This window comes from Bradyrhizobium sp. BRP56 (assembly GCF_020194035.1).
Classification (GTDB): domain Bacteria; phylum Pseudomonadota; class Alphaproteobacteria; order Rhizobiales; family Xanthobacteraceae; genus Bradyrhizobium; species Bradyrhizobium australafricanum.
This window is the reverse complement of sequence record NZ_JADYVV010000001.1, coordinates 244,541-270,905: the sequence shown is the minus strand read 5'-3', so window position 1 is coordinate 270,905 and position 26,365 is coordinate 244,541. Positions and strand designations below refer to the sequence as shown.

22 protein-coding genes are annotated in these 26,365 nt (G+C 64.7%); 11 read left to right on the top strand and 11 right to left on the bottom strand.

Translation table 11 applies throughout. The annotated features are described in order from the left end of the window. Positions 1 to 151: 151 nt before the first annotated feature. Positions 152 to 1,744, top strand: coding sequence for a gamma-glutamyltransferase family protein (locus I6F38_RS01215; RefSeq protein ID WP_225158739.1), 1,593 nt, complete (start codon positions 152 to 154; stop codon positions 1,742 to 1,744). A 52-nt stretch (positions 1,745 to 1,796) separates the two neighbouring features. On the opposite strand, the gene I6F38_RS01210 is transcribed toward I6F38_RS01215, so the two are convergent. The 3 genes from I6F38_RS01210 to I6F38_RS01200 form a co-directional block, all read right to left on the bottom strand. After that, positions 1,797 to 2,573 (bottom strand): TetR family transcriptional regulator, encoded by a 777-nt coding sequence (locus I6F38_RS01210; protein ID WP_225158738.1) that lies wholly within the window; start codon positions 2,571 to 2,573, stop codon positions 1,797 to 1,799. A gap of 126 nt (positions 2,574 to 2,699) precedes the next feature. Next, a complete protein-coding gene (locus I6F38_RS01205; RefSeq protein WP_225158737.1) occupies positions 2,700 to 3,905 on the bottom strand; it encodes an amidohydrolase family protein in 1,206 nt (401 codons plus the stop codon). A gap of 55 nt (positions 3,906 to 3,960) precedes the next feature. Next, positions 3,961 to 4,959 carry a polysaccharide deacetylase family protein gene (locus I6F38_RS01200; protein WP_225158736.1) on the bottom strand — a complete coding sequence of 333 codons (999 nt, stop codon included), beginning with the start codon at positions 4,957 to 4,959 and terminating at the stop codon, positions 3,961 to 3,963. A 232-nt stretch (positions 4,960 to 5,191) separates the two neighbouring features. Here I6F38_RS01200 and I6F38_RS01195 point away from each other — a divergent pair, with 232 nt between their 5' ends. From I6F38_RS01195 to I6F38_RS01160, 8 genes are all read left to right on the top strand, one after another. Further along, positions 5,192 to 6,316, top strand: a complete 1,125-nt coding sequence (locus I6F38_RS01195; RefSeq protein ID WP_028333380.1) for an ABC transporter substrate-binding protein — start codon at positions 5,192 to 5,194, stop codon at positions 6,314 to 6,316. Positions 6,317 to 6,356: 40 nt separating this feature from the next. Next, a complete protein-coding gene (locus I6F38_RS01190; protein WP_076826929.1) occupies positions 6,357 to 7,232 on the top strand; it encodes a branched-chain amino acid ABC transporter permease in 876 nt (291 codons plus the stop codon). Continuing rightward, on the top strand, positions 7,229 to 9,763 hold the full coding sequence (locus I6F38_RS01185) for a branched-chain amino acid ABC transporter ATP-binding protein/permease (RefSeq protein WP_225158735.1): 2,535 nt from the start codon (positions 7,229 to 7,231) through the stop codon (positions 9,761 to 9,763). Before I6F38_RS01190 ends, I6F38_RS01185 begins: the two co-directional genes overlap by 4 nt. A gap of 31 nt (positions 9,764 to 9,794) precedes the next feature. Then, the gene (locus tag I6F38_RS01180) at positions 9,795 to 10,796 is read left to right on the top strand and encodes a DUF2877 domain-containing protein (RefSeq protein ID WP_225158734.1); all 1,002 of its coding nucleotides are present in this window, start codon (positions 9,795 to 9,797) and stop codon (positions 10,794 to 10,796) included. Positions 10,797 to 10,899: 103 nt separating this feature from the next. Continuing rightward, positions 10,900 to 11,091: a hypothetical protein gene (locus I6F38_RS01175; protein WP_057017417.1), complete on the top strand. Its 192-nt coding sequence runs from the start codon at positions 10,900 to 10,902 to the stop codon at positions 11,089 to 11,091. Positions 11,092 to 11,100: 9 nt separating this feature from the next. After that, complete coding sequence (locus tag I6F38_RS01170) at positions 11,101 to 12,351, top strand: DUF1116 domain-containing protein (RefSeq protein ID WP_225158733.1); 1,251 nt, start codon at positions 11,101 to 11,103, stop codon at positions 12,349 to 12,351. After that, positions 12,348 to 13,889 carry an acyl-CoA synthetase FdrA gene (gene fdrA / locus I6F38_RS01165; RefSeq protein ID WP_225158732.1) on the top strand — a complete coding sequence of 514 codons (1,542 nt, stop codon included), beginning with the start codon at positions 12,348 to 12,350 and terminating at the stop codon, positions 13,887 to 13,889. The genes I6F38_RS01170 and fdrA overlap by 4 nt, the downstream gene beginning before the upstream one ends. Continuing rightward, positions 13,873 to 14,832: a carbamate kinase gene (locus I6F38_RS01160; RefSeq protein WP_225158731.1), complete on the top strand. Its 960-nt coding sequence runs from the start codon at positions 13,873 to 13,875 to the stop codon at positions 14,830 to 14,832. The genes fdrA and I6F38_RS01160 overlap by 17 nt, the downstream gene beginning before the upstream one ends. Before the next feature lie 127 nt (positions 14,833 to 14,959). On the opposite strand, the gene I6F38_RS01155 is transcribed toward I6F38_RS01160, so the two are convergent. From I6F38_RS01155 to I6F38_RS01125, 7 genes are all read right to left on the bottom strand, one after another. Next, positions 14,960 to 15,892 carry a sugar-binding protein gene (locus tag I6F38_RS01155; protein WP_225158730.1) on the bottom strand — a complete coding sequence of 311 codons (933 nt, stop codon included), beginning with the start codon at positions 15,890 to 15,892 and terminating at the stop codon, positions 14,960 to 14,962. A gap of 96 nt (positions 15,893 to 15,988) precedes the next feature. Continuing rightward, entirely contained in the window at positions 15,989 to 17,071 is a 1,083-nt protein-coding gene (locus I6F38_RS01150; RefSeq protein WP_225158729.1) for an ABC transporter permease, read from the bottom strand. Continuing rightward, complete coding sequence (locus tag I6F38_RS01145) at positions 17,071 to 17,835, bottom strand: ATP-binding cassette domain-containing protein (RefSeq protein WP_225158728.1); 765 nt, start codon at positions 17,833 to 17,835, stop codon at positions 17,071 to 17,073. Before I6F38_RS01145 ends, I6F38_RS01150 begins: the two co-directional genes overlap by 1 nt. A 35-nt stretch (positions 17,836 to 17,870) precedes the next feature. Next, complete coding sequence (locus I6F38_RS01140; RefSeq protein WP_225158727.1) at positions 17,871 to 19,223, bottom strand: carbohydrate porin; 1,353 nt, start codon at positions 19,221 to 19,223, stop codon at positions 17,871 to 17,873. 311 nt (positions 19,224 to 19,534) lie between these two features. Continuing rightward, positions 19,535 to 20,596, bottom strand: a complete 1,062-nt coding sequence (locus I6F38_RS01135; protein WP_225158726.1) for an ABC transporter permease — start codon at positions 20,594 to 20,596, stop codon at positions 19,535 to 19,537. Continuing rightward, entirely contained in the window at positions 20,593 to 22,119 is a 1,527-nt protein-coding gene (locus tag I6F38_RS01130; RefSeq protein WP_225158725.1) for a sugar ABC transporter ATP-binding protein, read from the bottom strand. Before I6F38_RS01130 ends, I6F38_RS01135 begins: the two co-directional genes overlap by 4 nt. Before the next feature lie 64 nt (positions 22,120 to 22,183). Then, the gene (locus tag I6F38_RS01125; RefSeq protein ID WP_225158724.1) at positions 22,184 to 23,149 is read right to left on the bottom strand and encodes a sugar-binding protein; all 966 of its coding nucleotides are present in this window, start codon (positions 23,147 to 23,149) and stop codon (positions 22,184 to 22,186) included. A gap of 241 nt (positions 23,150 to 23,390) precedes the next feature. Here I6F38_RS01125 and I6F38_RS01120 point away from each other — a divergent pair, with 241 nt between their 5' ends. Continuing rightward, positions 23,391 to 24,656, top strand: a complete 1,266-nt coding sequence (locus tag I6F38_RS01120) for an ROK family protein (protein ID WP_225158723.1) — start codon at positions 23,391 to 23,393, stop codon at positions 24,654 to 24,656. A gap of 81 nt (positions 24,657 to 24,737) precedes the next feature. Beyond that, positions 24,738 to 25,496 (top strand): SDR family oxidoreductase, encoded by a 759-nt coding sequence (locus I6F38_RS01115; protein WP_225158722.1) that lies wholly within the window; start codon positions 24,738 to 24,740, stop codon positions 25,494 to 25,496. On the opposite strand, the gene I6F38_RS01110 is transcribed toward I6F38_RS01115, so the two are convergent. Then, entirely contained in the window at positions 25,493 to 26,314 is an 822-nt protein-coding gene (locus tag I6F38_RS01110; RefSeq protein WP_225158721.1) for a MetQ/NlpA family ABC transporter substrate-binding protein, read from the bottom strand. The two genes, I6F38_RS01115 and I6F38_RS01110, sit on opposite strands and share 4 nt — an antisense overlap. Positions 26,315 to 26,365 lie beyond the last annotated feature (51 nt).

The following is a 26,365-nucleotide window of genomic DNA, read 5'->3' as shown; positions in this document are numbered from 1 at the left end:
ACGCGCAGCTTTGCGCGGCCGATTTCCGCTTTCGCCTCGATCCACCTCGCGCGGCACCTCCGCCAGCCGTTCGCGCCGCCGCGAGGCGACGGCCGCTTGACAATGTAAGTAAGAATATTATTACAAACTGCTGCTTTCGGAGAACGCGTTCATGCTGCAGACCAAGCGAAGCTATAGCGGAATGGTGACCGCGCCGCATCATCTTGCGGCGCAGGCCGGGCTCGCCGTCCTCTCCGAAGGCGGCAATGCGGTCGAGGCGATGATTGCGTCCGCCGCCACGATCGCGGTGGTCTATCCCCATATGAACGGCCTTGGCGGCGACAGTTTCTGGCTGGTCGGCCGGGCGGGCTCTGCACCTGTCGGAATCCAGGCGTGCGGACGGTCGGCGAAGGCCGCCAGCCGCGCCTGGTATCGCGAGCATGGCTGCAGCACCATCCCAAGCCGCGGACCGCTCGCAGCACTCACCGCCGCCGGGACCGTCGATGGCTGGCAGAAGGCCTATGAGCTCAGCCGCGATCGCCATGGGGGGCGCATGCCGCTGTCGCGGCTGCTCGAACCTGCGATCGGCTACGCCGCCGATGGCGTCGCCGTGACCCAGACCCTGCACGACAACACCTCGAAGAAGCGCGCTGAGCTGCAGGATGTGCCGGGCTTTGCCGATGTCTATCTGCCGCAGGGCGTTCCGCTTGCAGTCGGCGCACGGTTGCGGCAGCCGCGCGTGGCGGACACGTTGCGGCAGCTGGCGCAAGCCGGCCTTTCCGATTTCTATCGCGGCGACCTGGCGCGTTCGATGGCCGCTGATCTCGAACGGCTCGGCAGCCCGCTCCGCCTATCCGATCTGGAGCAGCATCAAGCCGCGCTGGTGACACCGCTGTCGGTCGATGTGGCCGGGCACAAGGTGTTCAATATGCCGCCGCCGACGCAGGGCCTGGCCTCGCTGTTGATTCTTGCGCTCTATGCCCGGCGCATGGCGAAGGAGGCGGACGGGGGCGATCATCTGCACCGGCTGGTCGAGAGCACGAAGGCGTCGTTCCGCATCCGCAATCGCTACGTGACCGATCCCGACTACATGGCGCGGTCGGCGGCCGAGTTTCTCACCGACGAGTCCATTGCGGCGCTCGAAAAGACCGTCGCCGTCGATCATGCAGCGCGCTGGCCTGACCCGCCGGCCCAGGGCGATACGGTCTGGCTCGCTGCGACCGACCGGAACGGCCTCAGCGTCAGCTTCATTCAGAGCATCTATTGGGAGTTTGGCTCGGGCGTCATCCTGCCCCAAAGCGGGGTCACCTGGCAGAACCGTGGGACAAGCTTCGGTCTCGCCGAGACCGATATCAACCGCCTGGAACCTGGGCGGCTGCCGTTCCACACCATTCAGCCCGCAATGGCTGAACTCAGCGACGGCCGGCTGTTGTCCTACGGCACGATGGGCGGCGAAGGGCAGCCGCAAACCCAGGCGGCGATCTTCACCCGCTACGCGTTGCACGGTCAGGATCTTCAGTCGACAGTGACCGCGCCGCGCTGGCTGCTCGGTCGCACATGGGGCGAGGAGAACAACAATCTCAAGATCGAATCGCGTTTCGATCCTGCCGTCGTCGACGCGCTGCGGGCGCTCGGCCACGACATCCAGGTGGTCGGTGCGTTCGAGGAATTCATGGGCCACGCCGGCGCAATCGTCTGGCACCCGGACGGACTGCTCGAGGGCGCCAGCGATCCCCGCAGCGACGGCGTTGTCGCCGCCCGGTGAAGCGAGCACCTAGCGCTCACCCGCAGGCTGTTCGGAATTTGCCGCGCGTGAGCTAGCGTGCGGCGCCCGCCGGTGTTCTGGCTGCGGACGGTTTCCGTTTTCCCTCGCTTGCGGCCGCCGTCGCCGTCAACCAGGTCATGATCACGTCAAGCGCGTGATGGCGACGCTTCTCCAGCCAGTCGGGCTCTCCCAGATCCTTGTCGAACATCGCCGACAGCGTGTAGCGGTTGGAGACATGAAAATAGCTCATGGCCGTGATCGTGACGTAGAGCTGAACCGGATCGACGTCGCTGCGGAACAGCCCGACCGCAAGGCCCCGGCGAAGGATATTTTCGATGCTCGCGACCAAGGGCAGCGTGAGGTGGGCGATCTTGCGCGATTTGCGCAGGTTGCGCCCGCGCTGCAGGTTCTCATTGTTGATCAGGGCAATATAGTTCTGGTGCGCCCCGAAAAAGGTGAACGTGAAGTTGATCAGCTCGCGCATGGCCGCGACCGGATCGAGGTCGTCGAGCTTGAGTTGCTGTTCGGCCGCGCGGATCTCGGTGTAGACGTGTTCGAGCACGGCGAGATAAAGGCCGTTCTTGTCGCCGAAATAGGCGTACAGCAACCGCATGTTGGCTTTGGCGCGTTTCGCGATGGCTTCAACCCGAGCTCCGCCAATGCCGTTGCGGCAGAATTCGAACGTCGCCGCGTGCAGGATCGCTTCCTTGGTCAACGCGGAATCGCGTGCCCGTCTGCCGCGTGTGGCGCTGCGGGCCGGGCTGGTCGATGCTGTCGTTTCAGTCACGGGACAAGCTTTTCTCAGGTTGTACGAGCCCAGCGCGGACAATATGCCCCCGCCCATCATGTTCAACGGGATGCGGGGCCCTGCCGTGCAGGCTCGCGGGATTGAGATCGCTATTGCGGTGGCTCGTCAAGGGGTAACCTTCCCGATGTTCCGGTCTCCACATCCACATCAACGCGCCGCCGTCACGACCGTGCCGCCATGCGCGACGAGGCGCCCATTCTTGTAGACGTCGCGCGGCCTGGGCCGGGCCACCACGGCCTCTTGCACGTGCTGGGCGTCGATCACGACGAAGTCCGCCGCCGCACCCTTGGCCACCCCATAGTCCGGGAGGCCGAGGGCCTGCGCGGCGTTGGTGGTCACCATGTTGAAGGCGGCCGCCAGGTCGGCATCCGTGTTGAAGCCGGAGCGGTAGCCGATGATCATGGCGCGCTCCAGGAGGTCGCCGTCGCCGTAGGGCCACCAGGAATCGCGGATGTTGTCATTGCCGGCGAACACATTGACGCCGGCATCGCGCAGCAGCAGCACCGGCGGAAACGCATGCGCTCCGGGCGCGTTGGTCAAAATCGCGACCCCGGCCTCGGCGAGCAGCTGCGCGGTGCGCTGAACGACGTCACGCGGCACCTCGCCGAGCGCATAGGCATGGCTGATCGTGACCTTGCCGCCGAGCCCGAGGGCCTTGGTCCGGCGTGCAATGTTCTCGATCTCGAAGACACCGAGCAAGCCGCCGTCATGCAGGTGAATGTCGATGCCGACTCCGCGCCGGTCGGCAATGCCGAAGACGACGTCGAGATGCCCGTCGATGTCGGCATCGTAACCCGCCGGATCGAGACCGCCGACCAGGTCCGCGCCGGCGCGAACGGCCTCGTCGAGCAGCCCGGCCACGCCCGGCGACGTCACGATGCCGCTTTGCGGAAAGGCGACGATCTGGACCGATACTTTGTCGCGGTGCGCGTCACGCGCCGTCATGACCTGCTCGAGATTGCGCAACCCGACCTGAAGGTCGATATCGACGTGGCTGCGCATCCGGGTCGTGCCGTGCGCGACGCAGAGGTCGATCAGCGCGGCCGCCCGCACCGCAATCGGCCTCGCGCCGGCAAGCGCCTCCTTCTCGAACTTGACGCGCTCGCGCACGCTGAAGCCGGCGGTGCAGGGGCGGTGGGACTTCCAATCGTCACCAACGAAGCCCTTGTCGAGGTGGATATGACCATCGACCAGCCCCGGCAACACCAGGCGTCCGGCCAGATCAAGGGTTTCGCTCGCCGCGACCGGCGACTGCGACGCGATCGAGGTGATGCGGCCATCGCGCACGGCGATATCGACGGTGCGCCCATCGACCAATCGGGCGTTTCGAAACAGCGTGTCGGCAGTGCTCACTGGTCGTCTCCGGTTCGTTGCAACGGTGAGGCGATCGGGGCCCGATTTGTTTTCATCATGTGGGGACGATGCCATCCGGCAGCGCGCGCGAGAACGCGGCTATGCCTCCAGCGGTGGTGATCCAGATCTCGTCGCGCCGCGCCAGGATCGTCTGCAGGGCGCGGCGCAGCGGACGCAGGCGGTGCGGCTGGCCGACCAGATAGGGGTGCAGCGCAATTCCCATGACGAGCGATTGCCTTCTCGATTGTGCCAGCATCTCCTCGAACGTGTCGGTGATCATGGCGGCGAACTGCTCGCCGGAGTCCTTGCGACCGACGATCGAGGGGATATCGTTCAACTCCTGCGGATAGGGCACTGAAAGGATGCGGCCGCCGCTCCGCGTCGAGAACCACACCGGCTGATCGTCCATGCACCAGTCGAGCAGGTACTCGTAGCCTGCTTCGGCCAGCAGATCGAGCGTGACCCGTGATTGCGAAATCCAGGGCCCCAGCCAGCCGCGCGGCTGGCACCCTTCGGCGCGCGCGATGACATCGGTCGCTTCCGCGATCAGTTGCCGCTCCTGGTCGGGCGCAAGCACACCCTGGCGCTCGGAATTGGTGCGGCCGTGACCGACAATTTCGTCGCCGCGGGCGCGAAATGCCTCCATGACTTCAGGGCAGTAGTGATAGATGCTGCTGTTCGCGAGCACCGACAGCGGCAGTTCCAACTCATCGAACAGCTCGATCAGGCGCCACACGCCGACGCGGTTGCCATAGTCGCGCCAGGCGTAGTTGAGGACGTCCGGATGCGGACCGCTGGGGCAGAGCTCGGCACCGAGCCCGTCGCCGAACGCGAAATGCTCGAGGTTGAGACCGACATAGACGGCAAGCCGCCGTCCTTGCGGCCAATTGAAATCCGGGCGTTGCCCGATCGCACTGTAGCGATAGCGTCCGTGGGCGGCGAGGGTCGGTCCGACAGAATCCGAACGCAGCACGGCTTCCCCGCGCGACAGGCGGTCGCCATCTTCCGCGATCGAGATCAACACGTCGCGGGCCTCGACATTCCTTGGGTCCATCGGAATTTTCCCCGCGCGGTTGATCGCTCGCTTGACATCGGAATATTTTTGAAGAAAGTTTTTACTTCCGTCAAGTCCGCGCATAAGCGGCAGCGGAGGAACTGGCGGCTTCGATGCCGAGGCCGCCATCAGCGGAGGAACACCGAAGATGAACTTCAGGAGCATAGTTTCGTCCGGACCTGCGCGTCGTTGGCCGGCTTGGCACGCCGCAGCGACGATCCTGCTGGCCGCGTTGCCGTTCGCGTCCGGCGCGCGCGCGGCCGAACCGATCAAGATCGGCCTGGTCACCGCTCTGTCGGGACAGTCGGCGCGCGCCGGCGAGGCGCTCACCCGCGGAGCGACGATCGCTATCGAGGAAATCAATGCGAAGGGCGGCGTGCTCGGACGTCCGCTCGAGCTCGTCCGCCGCGACGATGAGAGCAATCCGGCCAAAGGGCTGATCGCGGCGCGCGAGTTGATTCAGCGCGAGAAGGTCGCGGTCCTGGTCGGCGGCCTCGACACGCCGGTCGAGCTCGCCATCGTGCCGTTCGTCAACAACGTCAAGGTGCCGTTCGTCGTGCCGTGGGCCGCCGGGACCAACATCACGCGGAACGGCGCCCCGTCCAATTACGTGTTCCGCGTCTCGGCCATGGACGATGAGGTCGACAAGGCGATCGTCCAGTTCTCGCGCAAGACGTATAATGCGAAGAAGCCCGGGCTCATCCTGGTCAACAATCCCTGGGGCGAGTCGAACGAGCATGGTCTGAAGGCGGCATTGAAGGCCGCTGGAATCGAGCCTGCCGGCGTCGAGAAATTTGAAGGCAACGACGTCGATGTCGTTTCCCAGCTGTCGCGCTTGAAGCAGGCAGGCGCCGACACGCTCTACCTGGTCGGCAACGTCGGACCGTCCTCCCAGGTGGTGAAATCGCTCGACCGTATGGGCTGGGCGCCGCCGATCGTCTCGCATTGGGGGCCGGCCGGCGGCCGCTTCACCGAGCTCGCCGGGCCGAGCGCGGAGAACGTGATCTTCGTCCAGACCTACAGTTTCTTCGGGAACCTGTCGCCGGTCGGCAAGCGGGTGATGTCGGCCCTTCAGGCGAAGTATTCGGACATCAAGGGGCCTGCGGACGTGACGCCGGCGGTTGGCGTCGCCAACGCCTACGACTCCATCCTGGTCATTGCGCGAGCAATCGAAAAGGCAGGTGGCACCGAACCGACCGCCGTGCGTGACGGCTTCTACGCCATCGACCGCGTGGACGGCTTGATCAAGACCTATGAGAAGCCGTTCGCGCAGGACAAGCACGATGCGCTGACGGCGGGCGACTACATCTGGGCGCGATTCGAGGACAATCACATCATGCCGTTCGCGCGGAACTGACCGCGCGCGATCGTCCGTCAAACAAGCAGGGTGGTCATCGATGTCATTTCTTCCCGCGGTGATAACAGGACTGGCGCTCGGGAGCATGTACGGGCTGCTTGCGCTTGGCTTCCACGTCACCTACGCCGTCTCCGGCACGGTCAATTTCTCCCAGGGCAGCTCGATGACCCTGGGAGCCGTTGCCGGATACTTCTTCCTCGTGCTGTGGGGCTGGCCGGCCGCGGCCGGCATTCCCGCCGTTCTGCTCGTCTGCGCGGTCTATGGCCTGCTGATTGAGCGCTTTGCGGTTCGGCCATTCGTGCAGCGCGGCTCCGACAACTGGCTGATGGCGACCGTTGCGGTCGGCATTATCGTCGACAATGTGATGATGTTCGTCTTCGGCAAGGAGCCGCGCAGCTTTCCGTCCGTCCTGGCGGCCAAGCCGATCCAGATCGTCGAGGGCGCGGGGGTCTATCCGTTGCAGCTCCTGATTCCCGTGGTCGGATTGCTGCTGGCGCTGGCACTTCATCTGCTCAGTCGCAGGACGCGTCACGGCGTCGCCATGCTCGCGGTGGTCCAGAACCCGAACGCCGCGCGGCTGATGGGCATCAACGTCAGCGGCGCCATCGCGGCAAGCTACGCGGTCTCGGCGATGCTGGCCGGGGTTGCGGCGCTGCTGATCGCGCCCCTGTTCAACGTGTCCTCCGAAATGGGCACGCTGTTCGGCATCAAGGCCTTCGCGGCGGCGATCATCGGCGGTCTCGGCAGCGCATGGGGCGTGATGCTGGCCGGGCTCTGCCTCGGCCTGATCGAGGTGTTCGCGACCAATTATCTGGGGTCGGTCTACACCCAGATCATCACATTCGCCTCGGTGATCGCGATTCTTGTCGTCCTCCCCCACGGGCTGCTCGGCCGAGCCGGAGTGAAAAAGGTATGACCTCCCGCGCATCCGTTCTCGCCGCCGTCGCGGCACTCGCGGCCGCCATCCTCTATGCCGCCGCTGCCGACAGCTACGGCGTATTCCTGGTCGCGACCATCGCGCTGACGGCGATCGCCTGTATCGGCCTCAACGTGCTGCTCGGTCTCGCCGGGCAGATCTCGCTCGGCCACATCGGCTTCATGGCGATCGGGGCCTATACGACCGTGCTCCTGATGGAGAAGGCAGGGTGGCCCTATCTTGCGGCGACGGCTGCAGCGATTGCTCTTGTCAGCGTCGTCGGTGGTCTGCTCGCGATGCCGGCCTTGCGCGTGCGAGGTCCATATCTCGCGATGGTGACGATCGCCTTCGGCTTCATCGTCGAGCATGGCACGATCGAGTGGCGCGATCTCACGGGCGGCGGCAACGGCCTGATCCTGACCGCGCCGCCGCAGGTGTTCGGCTTTCCGCTGTCGGAGCGGCATTTGGCGATCGCGGGCATCGTGCTGGTGTTCGCCGGCCTCATCCTGTTCGAGCGCTTGAAGCGCAGCGGCTGGGGCTACGCCATGCGTGCCGCCCGCGACACCGAGGTTGCGACGCGCTCGATCGGCATTGATCTCGTGCGGGTCCGCACCGTGGCGTTCATCATCTCGGCCGCAGCGATGGCGCTAGCGGGGGCGCTGTTTGCGCCCCTCCAGGGCTATATCAGCCCGAGTTCGTTCCCCTTTCTGCAATCGATCCTGCTGCTGTTTGGCGTCATGGTCGGCGGCGCCGGCTCGGCGCTGGGGCCGGTGATCGGGGCGGCGCTCGTCGTGCTGCTGCCAGAAATGCTGTCCGATCTCGCGGAGTATCGTCTGCTTGCCTTTGGCGTGCTGCTTTTCGCCGTGCTGCGGCTCGCGCCCTCAGGCATCATGGGGCTGATCGAGCAATTCGCGGCAAGGTTCCTGCCGGCGGGATCGAAGGCCGATACGGGCGCGGGGGCCGTCGAGCCGGTCGCCGACCTCGGCATCGGAACCAGCAGCGCGTCGCGTCTTGACGTCGCAAACCTCTCGATCTCGTTCGGCGGTGTCCGCGCCGTGCAGGACGTCTCGTTTACCGCCGAACCCGGCACGGTGACCAGCGTCATCGGCCCCAATGGTGCGGGGAAAACCAGCGCGCTGAATCTGCTTTGCGGCTTCTATCGTCCGAAATCCGGCACCGTGAAGCTTGGCGACCGCGACGTCACCGGTTTGCCGTCGCACCAGCTTGCCCGTGTCGGAGTGGCGCGAACGTTCCAGACGACGCAGCTATTCGGTTCGCTCTCGATCATCGAGAACGTCCTGCTGGCGGCGACGGCCGGCAAGCTCGGTAACATCGTGTCCGCGCTGCACAATGACGCGCAGGAGCGCCTTGCGCGGTCGCTGTTGCGCTTTGCGGGTGTCGACGGCGATCTGAGCAGACGCGCGGATGCGCTGCCCCATGGCGAGAAGCGACTGGTCGAGATCGCGAGGGCGCTCGCCTTGCGTCCGACGGTCCTGCTGCTCGACGAGCCGGCCGCGGGTCTTTCGAAGGGCGACAAGCAGCGGCTGACGGTTCTGCTTCGTCGCATCGCGGAGACCGGGATCGCGGTCATCATCGTCGAGCACGACATGCCGATGATCATGTCGCTGAGCGACCTCATCGTCGTTCTCGATGGCGGCAAGCGCATCGCGATCGGCGATGCGGCGGCGATCCGCAACGATCCGCTGGTCCGCAAGGCCTATCTCGGCGATGCGCCGTCGGGTGAGCGGCGCCGCGCGCCGCGCCCGGCGAAACAAGGCACGGCGCTCGAAGTCCGCGCGCTCGATGCCTTCTATGGCATGTCGCGGGCGCTCGGTGGGATCGACCTTGCCGTCGCGCCCGGCGAGGCCATCGCCGTACTCGGCGCCAATGGAGCGGGCAAAACCACCCTGATGCGCTCGATTGCCGGTCTCGAACCACCGCGGTCGGTCGGCGAGATTCGGCTGTCCGGCGCCCGCGTCGACAAGATGCCGGCGCATATCCGCGCCAGGGCCGGCATCGTGCTGGTGCCTGAAGGACGTCAGGTGTTTCCGGAGCTGACGGTGCGGCAGAACTTGCAGCTCGGCGCTTTCGCACGCAAGGGTCTCGAACTCGACGCGGAGATCGACGCGATGTTTGCCCGCTTTCCGCGCCTGAAGGAGCGTATCAACCATCGCGCGGGCCTTTTGTCGGGCGGCGAGCAGCAGATGCTCGCAGTCGCGCGTGGGCTCCTGACCGCGCCCAAGGTCTTCATGCTTGACGAGCCGTCGCTTGGACTGGCGCCGCTTGTCGTCGACGAGTTGTTCGCCTCGTTCGAGCAGCTTCGCGTCGAGGGGATGACCCTGATCGTGGTCGACCAGATGGCCGGGCAAGCCCTTGCGCTTGCCGACAGGGCCTATCTGCTTGAGACCGGCACCATCCTGAAGAGCGGTGCGGCCGAAATCATCGCGGAGGATCCCTCGCTTGAAGCCGCCTATCTCGGCGGAGAGGCCCACGGGAGTAGCGTGCCGCGAACCGCCGTGCTCACGTCCTGACGCCATGGTTGCGCAGCAGGAGATCGGTGTGATGCGGCCAGGCAATACGTTTCGCGACCTGCCCGGCGCGCCCGTGTCTGAACGATTCGACGGCGGTGCCGTAATCGAGGTCGGCGTGCTGGCGCGTCGCGCGCTGCGCAGCGGACGGCGCGGCCGTATTGCGGCGGTGTTCGAGCGCAGCCTTTATGCGGTGCTCGACGATTGCTGGATCTGCATCGGTGTCAAAGACCTCGGCTCCGGCCCGCTGCATCTTCTGTGCACCGGGATTGAGCCGCGGCTGCTCGTTCCCGGACAAGAGGTTGCGATCGTCGACACGATGCTGCTCGTGGACGGTATGCGGTTTGCCGGCTTCGAGACGGCCTCCGTATGGGCGCCGCCGCCTTCGCCGGAATGGACGCTCGATAGTTTGCGGGCAGGGCTTGCGATGGTCGATCAGGTCTGGCGTCGCTTGCCGGTCGAGCAGGGGCTGGCCGCCTCGGGTGGCGCGGAGCCGCCCACAAGGCCGTCGCGGGTGCTCGCTGCCGCGGCGCCGGGGCTCGCCGCGCTCAAGCGATTGATCGAGGCCGGGCTTCGCGGAGAGCGATGTGTACCACGTGACTACCCGGAGATCGTCGAATTGATCGGACTTGGTCCCGGGCTCACGCCATCCGGCGACGACCTGATCGGCGGCGCGATGGTCGCGCTCACCAGCCTCGGCCGTCTCGCGACGCGCGACGCGCTGTGGAAGACCTGTCGCGCGCATCTCGGCCGAACCAATGAGATCAGTGCTGCCCACCTGCACAGTGCCGTGCTCGGCTACGCGGCGGCGGCGCTGCATGAAGCCATCGACGCGACGATTGGCGGACGGGTGGATCGTATCAAGTCCGCGGTCGCGGTGCTGTCGAGGATCGGGCAAAGCTCCGGACTGGATGGGTTTGCAGGTGCGCTGATGGTGTTGCGCGCGATCGAGTGCCGGCTGCTCAACGACAGCGCGCTGCATCATGCCGGCCTCGCCGGCAACGGCTCGCCGACGCGATCAATCGCAGGGGCCTAGACGATCATGCGCCGCGACGGGAATTGGACGACAGGTCGCGCGTGTTTGACAAAGTAAAAATTTTCTTACTAAGATCGATGTATCGGATCTCGGGAGGCCGCAAGTGGTGACCAAGCAGGAAGGGACGCCGAGCGGGCGTTTGTTGATGAGCAAGCCGAGCGTGGTGAACGTCGGGCTGGCAGGCTTTGTGAAGGACTTGCGGGACTGCGATATCGAGGTCGTGCAGGTCGACTGGACGCCGCCTGCCGACGGCGATCCCGAAATGGCGGCACTGCTCGCCAAGCTCGGTACGTGAGAGGCGGCCATGAAGCTGATCGAAGACGCCAACAAGCAGGCGCTCGCACGTATCCTCGAGGGTGAGCCCAGGCTGATCGATATCGTTCCGGCGCGCGATGTGCTGGAAGGGTTGAAGGAACGCATGATCCTTCATGCCGGGCCGCCGATCACGTGGGACCGAATGTGCGGTCCGATGCGTGGCGCGGTGGCAGGCGCCATCGTGTTCGAGGGTTGGGCTCCGGATCTTGAAGCCGCCTTCGAACTCGCGGCCGGCGGCGGCGTCGCCTTCCACCCCAACCATCATTTCGGCGCGGTCGGTCCGATGACCGGCATGACCACGGTCTCCATGCCGGTGTTCGTCGTCGAGAACGTCAAATATGGCAACCGCGCCTACTGCGCCATCAACGAGGGCCTTGGCAAGGTCATGCGCTTCGGCGGCAATGACGATAGCGTGCTGGCCCGCCTCGGCTGGCTGCGTGATGTATTCGGGCCGGTGCTGGCCAGGGCGATCCGCGCGCATGGCGGGATCGACCTGAAGGCGATCATCGCGCGCGGACTCTCGATGGGCGATGAAATGCACCAGCGCAACCTGGCCTGCTCCAGCGTGTTCCTGCGCGAGATCGGGTCGGCGCTGGCGCGCACCTCGACCGACAACGAGGTTCTCGCAAGCTGCATTGGCTTCATCGCGCAGAACGATCAGTTCTTTCTCAACATCGCGATGGCGATGGGCAAGGCGCTGACCGATCCCGCCAGCGGCATTCGCGGTTCGACGGTGGTAACCGCGATGTGCCGCAATGGAACCGATTTCGGGGTCCGTGTCAGCGGATTGGGCGATCGCTGGTTCACGGCGCCGGTGGAGATGCCGGAAGGGCTCTATTTCCCGGGCTATTCGCGCAAGGATGCCAATCCCGACATGGGCGACTCCGCGATCGTCGAGACAGTCGGGCTTGGTGGCTTCGCGATGGCGGCAGCTCCAGCGGTTGCCGGCTTCATCGGCGCTGGGGCACCGTCGTCGGCGGGCAATTTCACGCGGGCAATGAGCGAAATCACTGTCGGGCAGAATCCGGAATGGACGATCCCCGCGCTCGACTTTGCCGGCGTGCCGACCGGCATCGACGTTCGCCTGGTGGCGGAGACCGGCCTTGCACCGGTCATCAACACCGGCATCGCGCATCGCGAGCCCGGCATCGGCCAGGTCGGCGCCGGCGTGGTGCGGGCGCCGATGGCCTGCTTCCGGCAGGCCGTTCTCGCCATTGCGGAAGATCTGGGGGTGTCATGAGCGCGTTTGTCCTGAACGAAATTCGCAAGGGCTTCTATCTCGACTCGGTGGCGTTGATGCGGTTGTCGCGCGAGATCGCGTCGGCGGCGGGCGTCATCGAAGCCGCGCTGATGATGGGCACGCCGTCCAACCAGGCGATCCTGCGCAACGCCGGATTGCTCGATGGCGAGGTGATCGCGCAGGGCAATGATCTGATCCTCGCGATCAAGGCCGAGAGCGAAGCGGCGGCACGCGTCGCGCTTGCCGAAGCGCAAAAGGCGCTCGATCGCCCCAAGACGAGCAGCACGGGCGAAGCGGCGTGGCGGCCGCGCAGCATTGCCGCGGCCGTCAAGGCCGCACCCGCCGCCAACCTCGCCCTGATCTCCGTTCCCGGCGAGTTCGCCGCGGCGGAAGCGCGCAAGGCGCTGAACCGCGGACTTCATGTCCTGATGTTCAGCGACAATGTCTCGATTGCGGATGAATTGTCGCTGAAGCAGCAGGCGCGCGAAGCGGGCCTCTTGATGATGGGACCGGACTGCGGCACGGCGATCATCGGCGGCGCGCCGCTCGCCTTCGCCAACCGGCTTAAGCGCGGGAGGATCGGGATCGTCGGCGCATCGGGGACCGGTACGCAGGAGGTGTCGTGCCTGCTGTCCGAGGCGGGCGAAGGAATTTCCCACGCCATCGGCGTCGGCGGACGGGATTTGAAGAAGGAGATTGGCGGCATCACGACATTGATGGCGATCGACGCCCTTGATGCCGATCCCGAGACCGATCGCGTCTTGCTCATCTCCAAGCCGCCGCATCCGGACGTCGCCAGGGCCGTGCTTGGCCGGATCGGCCGGAGCTCGAAGCCCTACACGGTGTGCTTCATCGGCGCCGCCTCGGCGGACCTGCCGCCAAATGCACGCTTTGCCGGTACGTTGAGGGAAGCGGCCGAAAAAGCCCTCGGCAACGGCCGGAGTGTCGGCAGCAGGTTCGACGCTGCCGCCGTGGCTGCGCGTTTGCCGCAGCGAAGCAAGGCGGCGCAGCGCATCGAAGGGCTGTTCGCCGGCGGCACGCTCTGTGCAGAGGCGCAGGTGATCCTTGCCGCGGGCGGCCGCAAGGTGGCATCCAACGCCGCTATTCCCGGCGTCCCGCATTTCGGTGAGCCGGAGGCGCAGGGGAGGGACCGCATCGTCGACCTCGGGGCCGACGAATATACCCAGGGCCGGCCGCATCCGATGATCGATCCCTCGGTGCGCGACGATGCGTTGCGGGCGGCGCTGGCCGATCCCGCGGTCGCCGTCATCCTGCTCGATCTCGTGATCGGATACGGCGCACATGACAATCCGGCAGCGCATCTGGCGGCCGTCGTGGCGGGCCGCGCGGATGATGCGCCGGTCCTGGTTGCGTCGGTGACAGGAACCGAGCTCGATCGCCAGGTGCGTTCGGCGCAGATCAGGCTGCTCGAGGACGCCGGCATCGTGGTGGCGCCGTCGAATGCCCATGCCTGCGACCTTGCTCTCGCTTTTTCCGTCAACGACGTCAGGATGCCGCGCTATGCGAACACTCAATGAGGTCCCGCGCCGTCTCGTGATCGCGATCGGCGGCAATGCCGTCCACCCCGAAGACATCAGCGGCACCTCAGACGAGCAGAAGGCCGTCGCCCAGCATACGGCCGAGGCGCTGCTGCCGCTCGCTGCGCTCGACAACGAACTGGTGATCACCCACGGCAACGGGCCGGTGGTGGGCAAGATCATGATGCGCCAGATGCTGACGATGAGCCGGATCCCGCCGATGTCGATGGACATCTGCGTCGCGCACAGCCAAGGTGGCATCGGCTATCTTCTGATGCAGGCGATCGAGAACGTCTTGCGCGCGTATGGCAACGGCCGGCACGTCGCCAGCCTGCTGACCCAGGTCGAGGTCGACGCCAACGATCCCGCCTTCGCCAATCCGACCAAGTTCGTCGGACCGTTTTTCACCGAGCAGGAAGCCCAGCGCATCAGCGCCGAGTTGAACTGGAAAATGCGCGAGGACTCCGGGCGTGGCTGGCGCCATGTCGTGCCGTCTCCGAAACCGAAACATGTCTGCGACATTTCGCTGGTCGACGCGCTGGTCAAGCGCGGCACGATCGTCATCGCAGGCGGCGGCGGCGGTATGCCCGTGATCCGCGACGAACGGGGCGTGCGCACCGGCGTGCCGGCAGTGATCGACAAGGACCTGACCTCGGCCCATATCGCCAACGTGCTTGGCATCGAGGAACTGCTGATCCTGACCGCGGTGCCCCGCGTCGCGATCAATTTCGGCAAGCCCAACAAGAGGGAGCTGGATCAGGTCAGCCTGGCGCAGATCAAGGCCTATCATCGCGAGGGCCATTTTCCGCCGGGAAGTATGGGACCCAAGGTCGATGCCGCCATCCGCTTTCTCGAAGGTGGTGGCAAGCGCGCGATCATCAGCCATCTCAATTGCGCAATGGGCGCGCTGACCGGCGAGACCGGGACCCACATTGTTCCCTAGCGCTCGTCAGATGCGATGGCGGCGCCATTGATGATGGCCGCCGGGATCTGCCCGGCGGGATACCGATGTCGGTCGGCCGCGAGCACAGGTCCGGATCCATGCCGTTCCGCTCGGGCTACCTGCGCGCCTATTTCAGCATCGCCGCGACGTTGTCCTTTGTCACAACGTCGAGACCGGTGTGGATGATCGGCGGCGCCTTCTGGCCTTTCTTGATGGCAAGCAGCGTGTCCATCGCTTTCTCGCCCATCTCGAACGGGCGCTGGCCGATCAGCACATTGGCGTAACCCTCTTTCAAAAGCTCAAGCTGCATCTTGAGGGTATCGGCCACGACGAGCGTGAACTTGCCGGCGTCCATGTCCTTCTTGCTCTTGCTGGCGAACGCCTTGAAGCCTTCGGGCGCGAACATCGGCCAGCCACCGACCGGGATGATGGCTGCAAGGTCGGGAGCAGCGGTGCGCAGATCGGTCATCTGCTGAACGCCGAGCGCGGGATCGTCGTTGCAGAAGGTCGGCGAGCCCCCGACCTCGGTCCACTTCGAGCCCTTGAGTGCCTCACGCACGCCGTCGACCCGCTCGGCCAGGTTCTCCGCACCCGGTCCGCCGGAGATCATCGCGTATCTGCCGCCGTCGGGCCGCAGCTTCAGCAATTGCTTGCCGAGCGCGAGGCCGAACTCCTTGTTGTCGGTGCCGATATAGGCAATCCGCTTCGAGCCCGGCGCGTCCGAGTCGAAGGTGATGACGGGAATGCCGGCTGCACTTGCCGCCTCGATCGACTTGGTCATCGCGGCAACGTCGGCAACCGATATGGCGAGGCCGTCCACCTTTTGAGTGACGAAATCCTGGATGATCTGCGCTTGCGTCGCCGGCTCGTGCTCGACAGGACCCTTGTAGATGCATTCGATGTTGCCGAGCTCCTTGGCGCGTTTCTGGCAACCGTCGCGCGCGAAATCGAAGAACGGGTTGTTCATGGCCTTAGGCACGATCACGAATCTGTAGCCCTGGGCCAGGCCGGGCGTTGCCATCATGGCGAGGACCGCAGCGGCAAGAAGTGCCTTTCTCATTGTTTCCCTCCACATTTCTTATCGTGCCTATCCGTTCAAATCTGCGGCTCCGGGAGGCGGATAGGCGGACATCCATGATCCTCCAGGACGAACTCTTCAGGCCATGCGCGAGCGGAGACGATCGACCAGCACCGCGGCGATGATGATCACGCCCACCAGGGTCTGCTGCCAGTACGAGTTGACCTGCGCGAGCACGAGACCGTTGCGGATCACCTCGAGCAGCACGCAGCCGACAATGGCCCCGAGCGGGCCGCCGGCGCCGCCCGCGAGATTGGCGCCACCGATGACAGCGGCCGCAATCACGTTGAGCTCATAGGATGTGGCCATGTTCGCCGGCGCCGATCCCAGCCAGCCCGAGACGATGATACCCTGCAGACCCGCCGCGAGCGCACAGATCACGTAGATCTCGATCTTCACCCGGACGACCGAAATGCCGGTCAGCGCGGCCGCCTTCTCGTTGCCGCCGACGGCAAAGACGTGGCGGCCGAAACCAGTGTGATGCAGCACGACGGCCATCGCCAGCGCGAGAACCACGAGATAGATGAACGGCGCCGGCATGCCGAACACAACGCCGGATGTCAGCGTGTAGAAATATTCGGCGTCGGGGCCGCCGGGAAAACTGCCGCGGCCGTTGGAGACGACGTAGCCGAGGCCGCGCACGATCGAGAGCATGCCGAGCGTCGTGACAAACGGCGACAGTCCAAGCACCGCGATGCAGAAGCCATTGACGAGGCCGACAATCAGCGCGACGCCGAGCCCCGCCAGAACCGAGACGAGCAGAATCAAGCCGGGCATATTGGCAATCACGGTCTTGCCGTCAGGGGCTAAATGCACGAACCACTCCGCGCCGGGCATGCCCGGTGTCGAGACGTGCGTCATCACCATCGAGGTGATCATCGCGGAAAAGCACATCACGGAGCCGACCGAGAGATCGATGCCGCCCGTGATGATGACGAAGGTCATGCCGAGCGTGGCGATGGCGATGAAGGAAAAGTTCTTCGCCACATTCTGTATGTTGCCTGCGGTCAGGAAATAGGGGCTGGCGAAGTTCATCAGCACGAACAGCGCCGCCAGCGCCAGCAGGACGTAGCCGGTCTGCGAAGCGAACAGGCCGCTGCGCCACCATCTGGCCTTGCCGACATTGGTGAAGGTGAGGGGAGATTCCAGGGGCGTGGCCATCACGCAGCCTCCTTCGCTCCCGTGATGAGGGAGGTGACTTCCTCGGGGCTGGTGTCGCCGATCGCCTTGTCGGCGCGCTTCTCGCCGCGCCGCATGACGACGACGCGGTCGCAGACAGCGAACACGTCGGGCATGCGGTGCGAGATCAGCATGACCGCGACGCCCTGTTCCTTCAGGCGATGGATCAGGCCGAGGACCTGCTCGACCTGGCGAACCGAAATCGCGGCAGTCGGCTCGTCCATCATCACCAGCCTGGCGTTGGAGAGCCGCGTCCGCGCGATCGCGACCGCCTGGCGCTGGCCGCCGGACATCTGCTTGACGAGATCGTGCGGGCGGGTCTCCGAGCGCAGCTCGCCGAACAGCTCCAGCGCGCGCGCTGCCATCGTCTTGTGGTCGAGCAAGGCGAATGGACCAAGCTTGCGCTTGAGCTCGCGGCCGAGGAAAACATTGGCCGCCGCCGTGAGATTGTCGGCGAGTGCGAGGTCCTGATAGACCACTTCTATGCCGACCGCACGGGCATCGATCGGACGGGCGAAATGAACCGCCTTGCCGTCAAAGCGGATCTCGCCGTGACTTGGCGGAAAGTTGCCGGCAATGATCTTGACGAGCGTCGACTTGCCGGCGCCGTTGTCGCCCATCAGGCCGACCACCTCGCCGGGCGACACGCGGAGGTCGACGCCATGCAACGCGCGAATGGCGCCGAACTCCTTGCCGATGCCCTTCAACTCCAGGACTGCTAGCCCGGCGTCGTGAGGGGTTACCATGGCTGGCTTTGCTCAAGCATGCTGGCCACCTCCGCTCAGAAGTGCACCAGCGTGCGCAGACCGAGAATCCAGGCGTTGTCGGTCTTCACGCCGGCGGCATTGTACCCGCGCCCGCCAGGATGCATCACATACTGGGCGTCGAACTTCAGGTTCATCCAGCCCGTCGCCTGCCACCCGTACCAGGCTTCGATCGGAACTTCGTTTCCTCCGGCGTTGGGCGTGAGCGCAGCCGTATTCACATGGGTCGTACCGACCGCAAAGCCGACTTCGTCCTCCGGGCGCGAGGCGAACGTTCCGGTGTGCCTGAAGCCGAATGCAATCTGGTAATCCTGGTACGACGTGCGGTGGTCGGCGACGGTCGTATTGAGGAAGGTGTACCAGCCCTGTGCCTTGGGACCTTCAACCGTCAGCCGCTGCAGGATCGATTCGTAGACGCCATAACGACCGCGCGAATCTCCGAGATTCTGGTCCGAGACGCCGCCGGTGCCCGGAGAGATCGCAATGATCCCCGGCAGGCCACCATCAATTGTCGATGCGCTGTCATACCAGCCGCCAAATCTCCAGGTCCCGTTCAACGGACCGCTCGGCGCCCAGACCACCTCGACCGGCACCAGAACGCCCGAGGCGGGGCTAGAGCCGGGGACACCCGGCAGGAAGTAAGTCGCGGAGTCCGACGTCGTCAGGTAGTTCGGGTTGGCGTCGTAGACGCCGACCGAGAGCTGCCATTCCTTGGCGAAGTTGTAGTGCACCACACCGGCCCATTGGCTCACCGGCCAATTGTAGATGTAGCCACCCTGGATGTTGCCGGGCTGGCCGCCGCAGAAGGTCAGGTTGATGAACTCGCAGAGACCAAAGAAGAAGTCGGAGCCGACCGGAAGACGGCCGCCCTTGAGCTCAAGGCGATCGTCGAACAGCTTCTGCGAGTAGTAGAGTTCGGTCAGGCGAAGAATGCTGCCGCGGCCGAACACTTCGTTGGTCAGCTGCAGCGCCGGAATTCCCGCCTCGTCATTCAGGTTGCGGCCGAAACGGTCGACCAGCGTGAGGCCAACCGTGCCGCCCTGGATGCCGGCGAGTTTTGCCATGTCGAACTTGGCCTGAAAGAAAAGCTGTCCGGCTTGGGTCGCGGTGTTCCTGTTGCCGCCCGACAAATTGCCGACGGCTTCGTCGCCCAGCGTCAGGGCCAGCGAGATCCCTCGCTCCTTTAGTTGCGTCCTGCCGAGATCGCCGAACAGATATGGTCTTGTCCAGAAATCATCGGTCTCGGTGTAAGGCACCGGCGGAGCCTTCGTCGTGAGATCGGCCGCATGCGCGCCGCCGCCGCTGAACAGAGATAACAACGCGATCCCCACGCCGCACGCCCGCGCGGTGTCTACAGACCTAAGTGACATTTTCTGCACTCCCAGCGTCCCCGGCTTTGTCTATTTTTGTGCCACGTTCCCGCCCAAAGCCCTTCAGCGGGGAACGCGGTCGTTTCAGTGCATCGATCCATCAACCAGAGATAGAATTCGTGCGCGCGCAAAGCCCTTCAAGACGGCGGCGAGGGGTCTGCCTGCGGCTCAGCTGGGCCAGGCCTGCTGCGCCAATTTGGATACGAGCGCCGCGAGCTTGATTGATCTTGCGCCTAGAACTCCTTCCCCTCGTTCCTCTACTCAAGCTGCTGCGACCATATTCCCGGTCCGGGTTCTTCCTTTTCGAGTTGTCATGCCTGATCGCCCGTCGTCGTCGGCAACGCAGCCGCGCTGTGCGAAGCTGCGCCTTGCAGAACTGTGCTTTCCTTCGATCTTGGCGCAGTGCGGGCGAGGCCTGCGAGCGCGGCCTTGCGCCGTCGACGGGCCCGCAATTGCTGATCCGCCAGCACACCGATCAGGATCACGGTCCCCATCACCGCGAAGTTCAGCGAATTGGGAATGCCGAGGATGTTCACGAGGTTCTGCAGCACCTGCAGCAACGCCGTCCCGAGCACGATGCCCAGAATGGAGCCCTCGCCGCCGCGCAGGCTACAGCCGCCGAGGACGGCCGCCGCGATCGCATAGAGTTCGTAGAAGTTGCCGAAGGAACTCGGAGAAACCGAGTTGGTGTAGAAGACGAACATCACGGTCGAGACGCCGGCGAGCCCGCCGCTGATGACATAGGCGGTGGCGATCACGAGGTCGGTGTTGATGCCGGAGAAGCGCGCCGCTTCCTCGTTCTTGCCCACGGCATAAAGCCAGCGTCCGTAGACCGAGCGGTGCAACAGCACGCCGAGGATCAGTGCAAGGATGATCAGGAAGATGAAGGTGTTCGGGATGTCCGCAATATTGCCGGAGGCGATATTGCTCAGCGTGCTCGCCTCGTCGCCGTAGCCGAAGCCGCGCGTCGAATCGCTGGTGTAATAGCGCGCGGCGCCGCGATAGATCAGCAACCCGCACAGCGTTACGATGAAGGGCTGCATTTTCAGCCGCGTGATCAGGAAGCCCTGGATGCCGCCCAGCGCAACCCCGCCCATCAGGACTAGCAGCAGCGCGAACGGCCAGGGCACCTGATAGGTCGTCAGCAGGTCGATGAAGATGACGCCGAGCAGCGCGAACATCGAGCCGAGCGAAAGATCGATTCCGCCGGTGATGATGACGAGGCCTTCACCCAGCGCGAACACACCGAACAGGCCGATCAGATTGGCCATGTTCAGCAGATTCACGAACGACAGGAAGGCCGGATTGATCGCGCCGGTGATGGCGGAGATCACCGCCAGCAGCAAGAACAGGCCGAGTTCCTTCTTCATCATGGCGCAGCGGCCTCCATGGTTTCGAGCGCTTGGCCGACCGCCAGCCTCAATACGTTGTATTCGCTGAACTGGTCGCGCTCGATCACGCCACTGACACTGCCTTCATGCATCACTGCCACCCGATCGGAGACGCCGATGACTTCCTCCATGTCCGAGGAGATCATCACGATCGCGACGCCCTGGTCGGCGAGGCTGCGCATCAGCGCGTAGATCTCGCTCTTGGCGCCGACATCGATGCCGCGGGTCGGCTCGTCGAAGAACATCACGCGCGGCTGCATGGAGAGCCACTTGCCCAGCACCACCTTCTGCTGGTTGCCGCCGGAGAGCGTCACGGCTTCGATGTCGACGCTCGGCGCTTTGATGGACAGCCGTCTGGCCTGGTCTTTCGCGATTCTGCGCTCGGCCGCGCCGTTGACCAGCCACATCCGCGCATGATCCAGCAGGCTCGCGAGCGTCACATTCTCCCGGATCGGCAGCTCCAGCACCAGCCCGGATTTCTTGCGGTCCTCCGGCACCAGGTAGATCCCCTGCCTGATCGCGTCCCGCGGCGAGGCGACGCCGACCGGGGCGTTGTCGATCCGGATCTCGCCGCCCAGCAGCGGGTCAACGCCGAACACCGCGCGGGCAAGCGAGGTGCGGCCGGCGCCGACGAGCCCAGCGAGGCCGAGGATCTCGCCGCGCCGCACGGACAGATTGATCTGCCGGTCAGGAAAGGCAGTGGTCACGACGCCGGCGATATCGCAGCCGCCGGGCTGCGGCGTGCAGGACGGCGGTGTATATAGCGCCTTCAGGTCGCGGCCGATCATCAGCCTAATCATGGCGGCGTGGCTGAGTTCGTCGCGCGCCAATTCCCCCACCGTGCGCCCGTCGCGCAGCACCACGACGCGATCAGCGCAGCTCATGATCTCGCCGAGCCGGTGAGAGATGTAGATCACCGAGATGCCGTGCATCTTCAGGTCGGCGATCACCTCGAGCAGCCGTTCCGTCTCCGAAATCGTCAGGCTGGAGGTCGGTTCGTCCATGATGATGACGCGGGCGTCGATCGAGAGCGCCTTGGCGATCTCCACCATCTGGCGCTCCGCGATCGACAAATTCTCGACCAGCGTGCCCGGCATGAAATCGGCGCCCAGCCGTTCCAGCAGCGGCATCACGCGGGCGTGCATCTGCGCATTGTCCACCAGCTTCAGCGGGCCGCCGGCCAGCTTCTCGCGTCCGATGAAGACATTGGCCGCGACGTCGAGATTTTCGAACAGGTTCAGTTCCTGGTGCACGAAGGCGATGCCACATCGCGTCGCCTCGGTCACCGTCATCCGGGCGTGCTCGGTGCCGCCGATGCGGATCACGCCGGTGCTCGGCGCGATCACGCCGGCCAGCACGCGCATCAGCGTCGATTTGCCGGCGCCGTTCTCGCCGATCAGGCCCAGCACCTCGCCGCGATTGACGCGCAAATTGACGTCGTCGAGCGCCCTGACGCCGGGATAGGTCTTGCTGATTCCGCTGAGTTCCAGCAGCGTTTCCGCCATTCGGCATGTCCTCCTGCACAACGCCCGGCGGCCTGTGGCGGCCGGGCGTTGAAGCCGACTGAAGTTACTTCTTGAGCAGTTCCTTCAGATGTGCGGCGAACTCCGCGACGTTGGTCTTGCTGATCACCTTGGTCGGCACGATCAGCTTGCTGTCCTTCGGAATCCAGGACTTGTCGCCGTTCAGCGTCTTGATGATGTTGGTGGCGGAGAGATAGCCGAACTCGTAGGGCTGCTGCACGACCGTGGATTCGATCGTGCCGTCGGAAATGCCGCGCAGCGTCCGCTGGTCCTCGTCGAACCCGACGATCTTGACCTTGCCGGCCTTGCCTGCGGCCTTTACCGCGTCATAGATCAGCGGCGTCTCGTAGCTCCATAGGCCGGACAGCAGCGCGATGTCGGGATATTTGACGAGCACGTTCTCCATGTTCGCCTTGGCCTTGGCGAAGTCCACCTGGTCGGTGAACACGTCGACCAGTTCGACCTTGGTGCCGGCGATCGCTTCCTTGATGCCCTGCACCCGCTCGCGGGCGTTGTCGGCGTCCATCGTTCCGACGAACAGTGCGATCTTGCCGCCGTTCGGCAGCGCCTTCTTGATCTCCTCGCCGGCCTGTCGCCCCGCCGCGACGTTGTCGGTGCCGATATAGGCGAGGCGATTGCTCTGCGGCGCGTCGCTGTCCGTGGTGATCAGCACGGTCTTGGCGGCAACCTTGTTGAGTTCTTCGGTTGCATGCGGTGCATCGTCGACCGAGATCGAGATACCGGCGACGCCGCGCACCAGCAGATCGTCCAGTTCGCGCCGCTGGCCGGCCGCCGTCCCTTCATTGGTGACAATCAATTCGATATTGTAGTCCGGGTGCTCCTTCTGCGCCTTCTCAAGCCCACGGCCCGCGATGGTCCAGAAGTCGGCCGCGACATTGGTCACCAGCGCGATGGTCTTTTTCTGCTGTGCCTGTGCTACCCCCGTCGCCATGGCGAGCGCGGCAGCGCCCGCCATGAGCGGCACGATCAATTTTCTGGTTGAGACATTCATATGCACCTCCCTGTCGACACCCCCGGCGAGGGGATTTCACGCCCGGCGCTTTTCACGCCTTATTTTATTCACGTAACTAATAAATTAGCGCGACAAAATGTCCAGTCAAGGATGTTCATGATCACGCCTTCAGCCATTAATAGTATGGGAGTGATGTTTTTCAGTCGATATCCGCGCTTTTTGACCAACAAACGAGTAGCCTCCGTTGAATAATTTCATCAAGCGAATTAAAAAGCGCAATATGAACGAACAGCCCGAGCCGTTGAGACGTGCTTCGAGCCTGGCCCGCGGATCGAACCCCGGCCGTCTCGTCGAGGTACTGCGACGCCAGGGGCCGTTGCCGCGGGTCGAGCTCGCACGCAGCACGGGCCTGAGCTTCCCCGCCATTTCGGCCATCACGTCGAAGCTGATGGCGGAGGACCTGCTGTGCGAAGCCGAGACAGATGCGGCGACGCTGTGGCCCGACGACGCCGACGAAGAGGACGCGGATGGTGGCCGTCGCCGCGGCCGGCCGGCAGTCCTGCTGACCCTGAATCCCGAATTTGGCCGCATCATCGCGGTCTCGCTGCGCATGAATCTGGTCGAGACACTGATTGCCGATTTCAGCGGCTCCGCCCTGGCGCAATCGCGACTTGAACTCGCGACGCGCGCGCTCGATGCAAGCGCACTATGCGAGCTCGTGATCGCACAGATCGACGCCATGCTTGAGGCGACCGCCACGCCGCGACATCGCTTGCTCGGAATCGGAATAGCGCTGCAGGGCATCGTCGACGGCGATACCGGCCGGCATCTGTGGAGCCCGGCGCTGTCGATCACCGACGTCGATCTTGCCCAGCCGATCCACCAGGCGTTCGCTGTCGAAGTCGTGATGGCGAACGACGCGGTCGCGGTCGCGCTGTCTCTCGCTGCCGCCGAACCGGCACTGGCGCAGGGCCTCACGGCCACGATCATGGTGGGCCACGGCGTCGGCATGGGCATCATTGTCGACGGTGAAGCGCGCTGGGGTGCCGGCGCGGGCAGTGAGATCGGTCATGTCAAATTGGCGCTGAACGGCCCGCAATGCCGCTGCGGTCAGCGCGGCTGCATCGAGGCCCATCTTGCCGACTATGCGCTTTACCGCGATGCCCGCACCTTTCTCGACCTGCCGCCGGCGGCGTCGCAGCAACCGTCCGAGGCGCAGATGGCTCTGTTGCGCGATCGGGCGCGGAGCGGCGATTCCCGTCTCGAGCACTTGTTCCAGCAGGCGGGTCACGCGCTTGCCGAAGCGGTCGCCACGACGATATCGGTGCTGCGCCCGCATCACGTCATCCTCGCAGGTCCCGGCCTGCAGGCATTCGACATGATGCGCAGTGCCTATGAGGAGAGGCTCGACCAGGCGGTGCTGCCGTGGCTGCTCAAGTCTACGGCAATATATGTGCGTCCAAGCGAGTCGGCAACCATCGTCGACGGCATGGTGCGGCGGACGCTGCGGGTCGTGGACCGCAGCCTCATGGAGACAACCGAGTGAACCTCGGAATCTGTGGCCCTTTTGCCTGAGCCGCAGCAACGCAACCGACGCCCTTCAGGCGCCAATATCGAGAGGATGCCAATGCAGGGCGCCATCTATCCAAGTCTCAAGGACCGGACCGTACTCGTCACCGGCGGCGGTTCCGGCATCGGCGAGGCGATCGTCCGCCGGTTCATCGTCCAGGGCGCGCGGGTCGGATTCATCGATATCGATCTGACGTCGTCGGAGCAGCTACTGTCCGATCTCGGGGCACAAGCCCGCGTGCACTTCGAACATGCCGATCTGCGCGATATCGGCGCGCTGCGGCGCGCAGTCGCCGGCATCCGCGAGGCGCTCGGGCCAGTCACCATCCTGGTCAACAATGCGGCCCGCGATGATCGTCACGCGATCGAGGACGTCACACCGGAATTCTGGGACGAGCGGATCGCCGTCAACCTGAAGCACCAGTTCTTCAGCGCCCAGGCGGTCGCGCCGGACATGAAGCAGGCAGGGGGCGGTTCGATCGTCAACATAGGCTCGGTGAGCTGGGTGATCGGCCAGGGCAACATGCCCTGCTACACAACGGCCAAATCAGCCGTTCAGGGCCTCACCCGGGCGCTAGCCCGCGATCTCGGGCCGCACAACATACGGGTCAATTCCATCCTGCCCGGATGGATCATGACCCAGCGGCAGCAGGATCTGTGGTTGACGTCTGAAGGCGTGGCCGAGCTGATGCAGCGCCAATGCCTCAAGCGCAAACTCGTGCCTGATGATATCGCCCGCGTCGTGCTGTTCTTTGCCGCCGATGACAGCGGTGCCTGCACCAACCAGAGCCATATCGTGGATGGTGGCTGGGTCTAGCGCTTCAAGTAATCCGGCAAGGTAAACCCGTCATAGAAGCGGTCGGACAGGATCGCGGTCTTGAATGTCTGTGACTTGTAGCCGGCGACGATGTCCTGCGCCCACGGCGAGCCCGCATTGGCCTGCTTCACCGCTACCACATTGATATAGGGCGTCGTCATCTTCTCCAGGGCGAATGCATTGGTCAGCTTCAAGCCGCTGTAGATCGCGAAGTTGCCCTGGATGGCGGCGAAATCAACGTCATCGAGCGCGCGCGGCGCCTGTGCCGCTTCCAGCGGCACGATCTTGATGCCGCCGGGGTTCTTGATCACGTCGAGTTCGCTGACATCGACCGGCTTGGAGTCGCGAATCTCGACGAGGCCGAGATCGCGCAGGATCCAGAGCGCACGCTGCAGATTGACGGGATCGTTGGGCACGGCCACGGTCGAACCGGGCTTGATCGGCGAGCCGACCAGGTGCTTCTTCGAGTAAAGCCCCATCGGGGGCGTCGGGACGTGGACGATGCCGACGAGGTCGGTTTGCTGCCGCTCGTTGTACGAGTTCAGGAAGATCGTGTGCTGCATGACGTTGGCGTCGATCTCGCCCTTGAACACTGCATTATTGGCTTCCAGCCCGGTCGAAAACTCGACATAGCGGATACGGTAGCCCTTCTTCTCGAGTTCCGGCGCGACGCCAACCTTGAATTCGTCGATGTAGGGGCCCGGCACGAAGCCGACTTTCAGATCGGATTTGGCTGATGTCTCCGCGTGCAGGGCGGCGCCGGTCAGAGCACCGAGAATGAGCAGGGTCGAAACGAGCAGGACGCGCGCAGTGGTCATTGAATTCTCAAATCCTTAGGCTGTGGGCAAATAGCGATCCGGCCGACGCGG

Bases quoted from the DNA above. Each gene is read 5' to 3' on its own strand.
- I6F38_RS01215 (WP_225158739.1), top strand. From the start codon at position 152: ATGCTGCAGACCAAGCGAAGCTATAGCGGAATGGTGACCGCGCCGCAT.
- I6F38_RS01200 (WP_225158736.1), bottom strand. From the start codon at position 4,959: ATGGACCCAAGGAATGTCGAGGCCCGCGACGTGTTGATCTCGATCGCG.
- I6F38_RS01190 (WP_076826929.1), top strand. From the start codon at position 6,357: ATGTCATTTCTTCCCGCGGTGATAACAGGACTGGCGCTCGGGAGCATG.
- I6F38_RS01185 (WP_225158735.1), top strand. From the start codon at position 7,229: ATGACCTCCCGCGCATCCGTTCTCGCCGCCGTCGCGGCACTCGCGGCC.
- I6F38_RS01180 (WP_225158734.1), top strand. From the start codon at position 9,795: ATGCGGCCAGGCAATACGTTTCGCGACCTGCCCGGCGCGCCCGTGTCT.
- I6F38_RS01170 (WP_225158733.1), top strand. From the start codon at position 11,101: ATGAAGCTGATCGAAGACGCCAACAAGCAGGCGCTCGCACGTATCCTC.
- fdrA (WP_225158732.1), top strand. From the start codon at position 12,348: ATGAGCGCGTTTGTCCTGAACGAAATTCGCAAGGGCTTCTATCTCGAC.
- I6F38_RS01160 (WP_225158731.1), top strand. From the start codon at position 13,873: ATGCGAACACTCAATGAGGTCCCGCGCCGTCTCGTGATCGCGATCGGC.
- I6F38_RS01155 (WP_225158730.1), bottom strand. From the start codon at position 15,892: ATGAGAAAGGCACTTCTTGCCGCTGCGGTCCTCGCCATGATGGCAACG.
- I6F38_RS01150 (WP_225158729.1), bottom strand. From the start codon at position 17,071: ATGGCCACGCCCCTGGAATCTCCCCTCACCTTCACCAATGTCGGCAAG.
- I6F38_RS01145 (WP_225158728.1), bottom strand. From the start codon at position 17,835: ATGGTAACCCCTCACGACGCCGGGCTAGCAGTCCTGGAGTTGAAGGGC.
- I6F38_RS01140 (WP_225158727.1), bottom strand. From the start codon at position 19,223: ATGTCACTTAGGTCTGTAGACACCGCGCGGGCGTGCGGCGTGGGGATC.
- I6F38_RS01135 (WP_225158726.1), bottom strand. From the start codon at position 20,596: ATGATGAAGAAGGAACTCGGCCTGTTCTTGCTGCTGGCGGTGATCTCC.
- I6F38_RS01130 (WP_225158725.1), bottom strand. From the start codon at position 22,119: ATGGCGGAAACGCTGCTGGAACTCAGCGGAATCAGCAAGACCTATCCC.
- I6F38_RS01125 (WP_225158724.1), bottom strand. From the start codon at position 23,149: ATGAATGTCTCAACCAGAAAATTGATCGTGCCGCTCATGGCGGGCGCT.
- I6F38_RS01120 (WP_225158723.1), top strand. From the start codon at position 23,391: ATGAACGAACAGCCCGAGCCGTTGAGACGTGCTTCGAGCCTGGCCCGC.
- I6F38_RS01115 (WP_225158722.1), top strand. From the start codon at position 24,738: ATGCAGGGCGCCATCTATCCAAGTCTCAAGGACCGGACCGTACTCGTC.
- I6F38_RS01110 (WP_225158721.1), bottom strand. From the start codon at position 26,314: ATGACCACTGCGCGCGTCCTGCTCGTTTCGACCCTGCTCATTCTCGGT.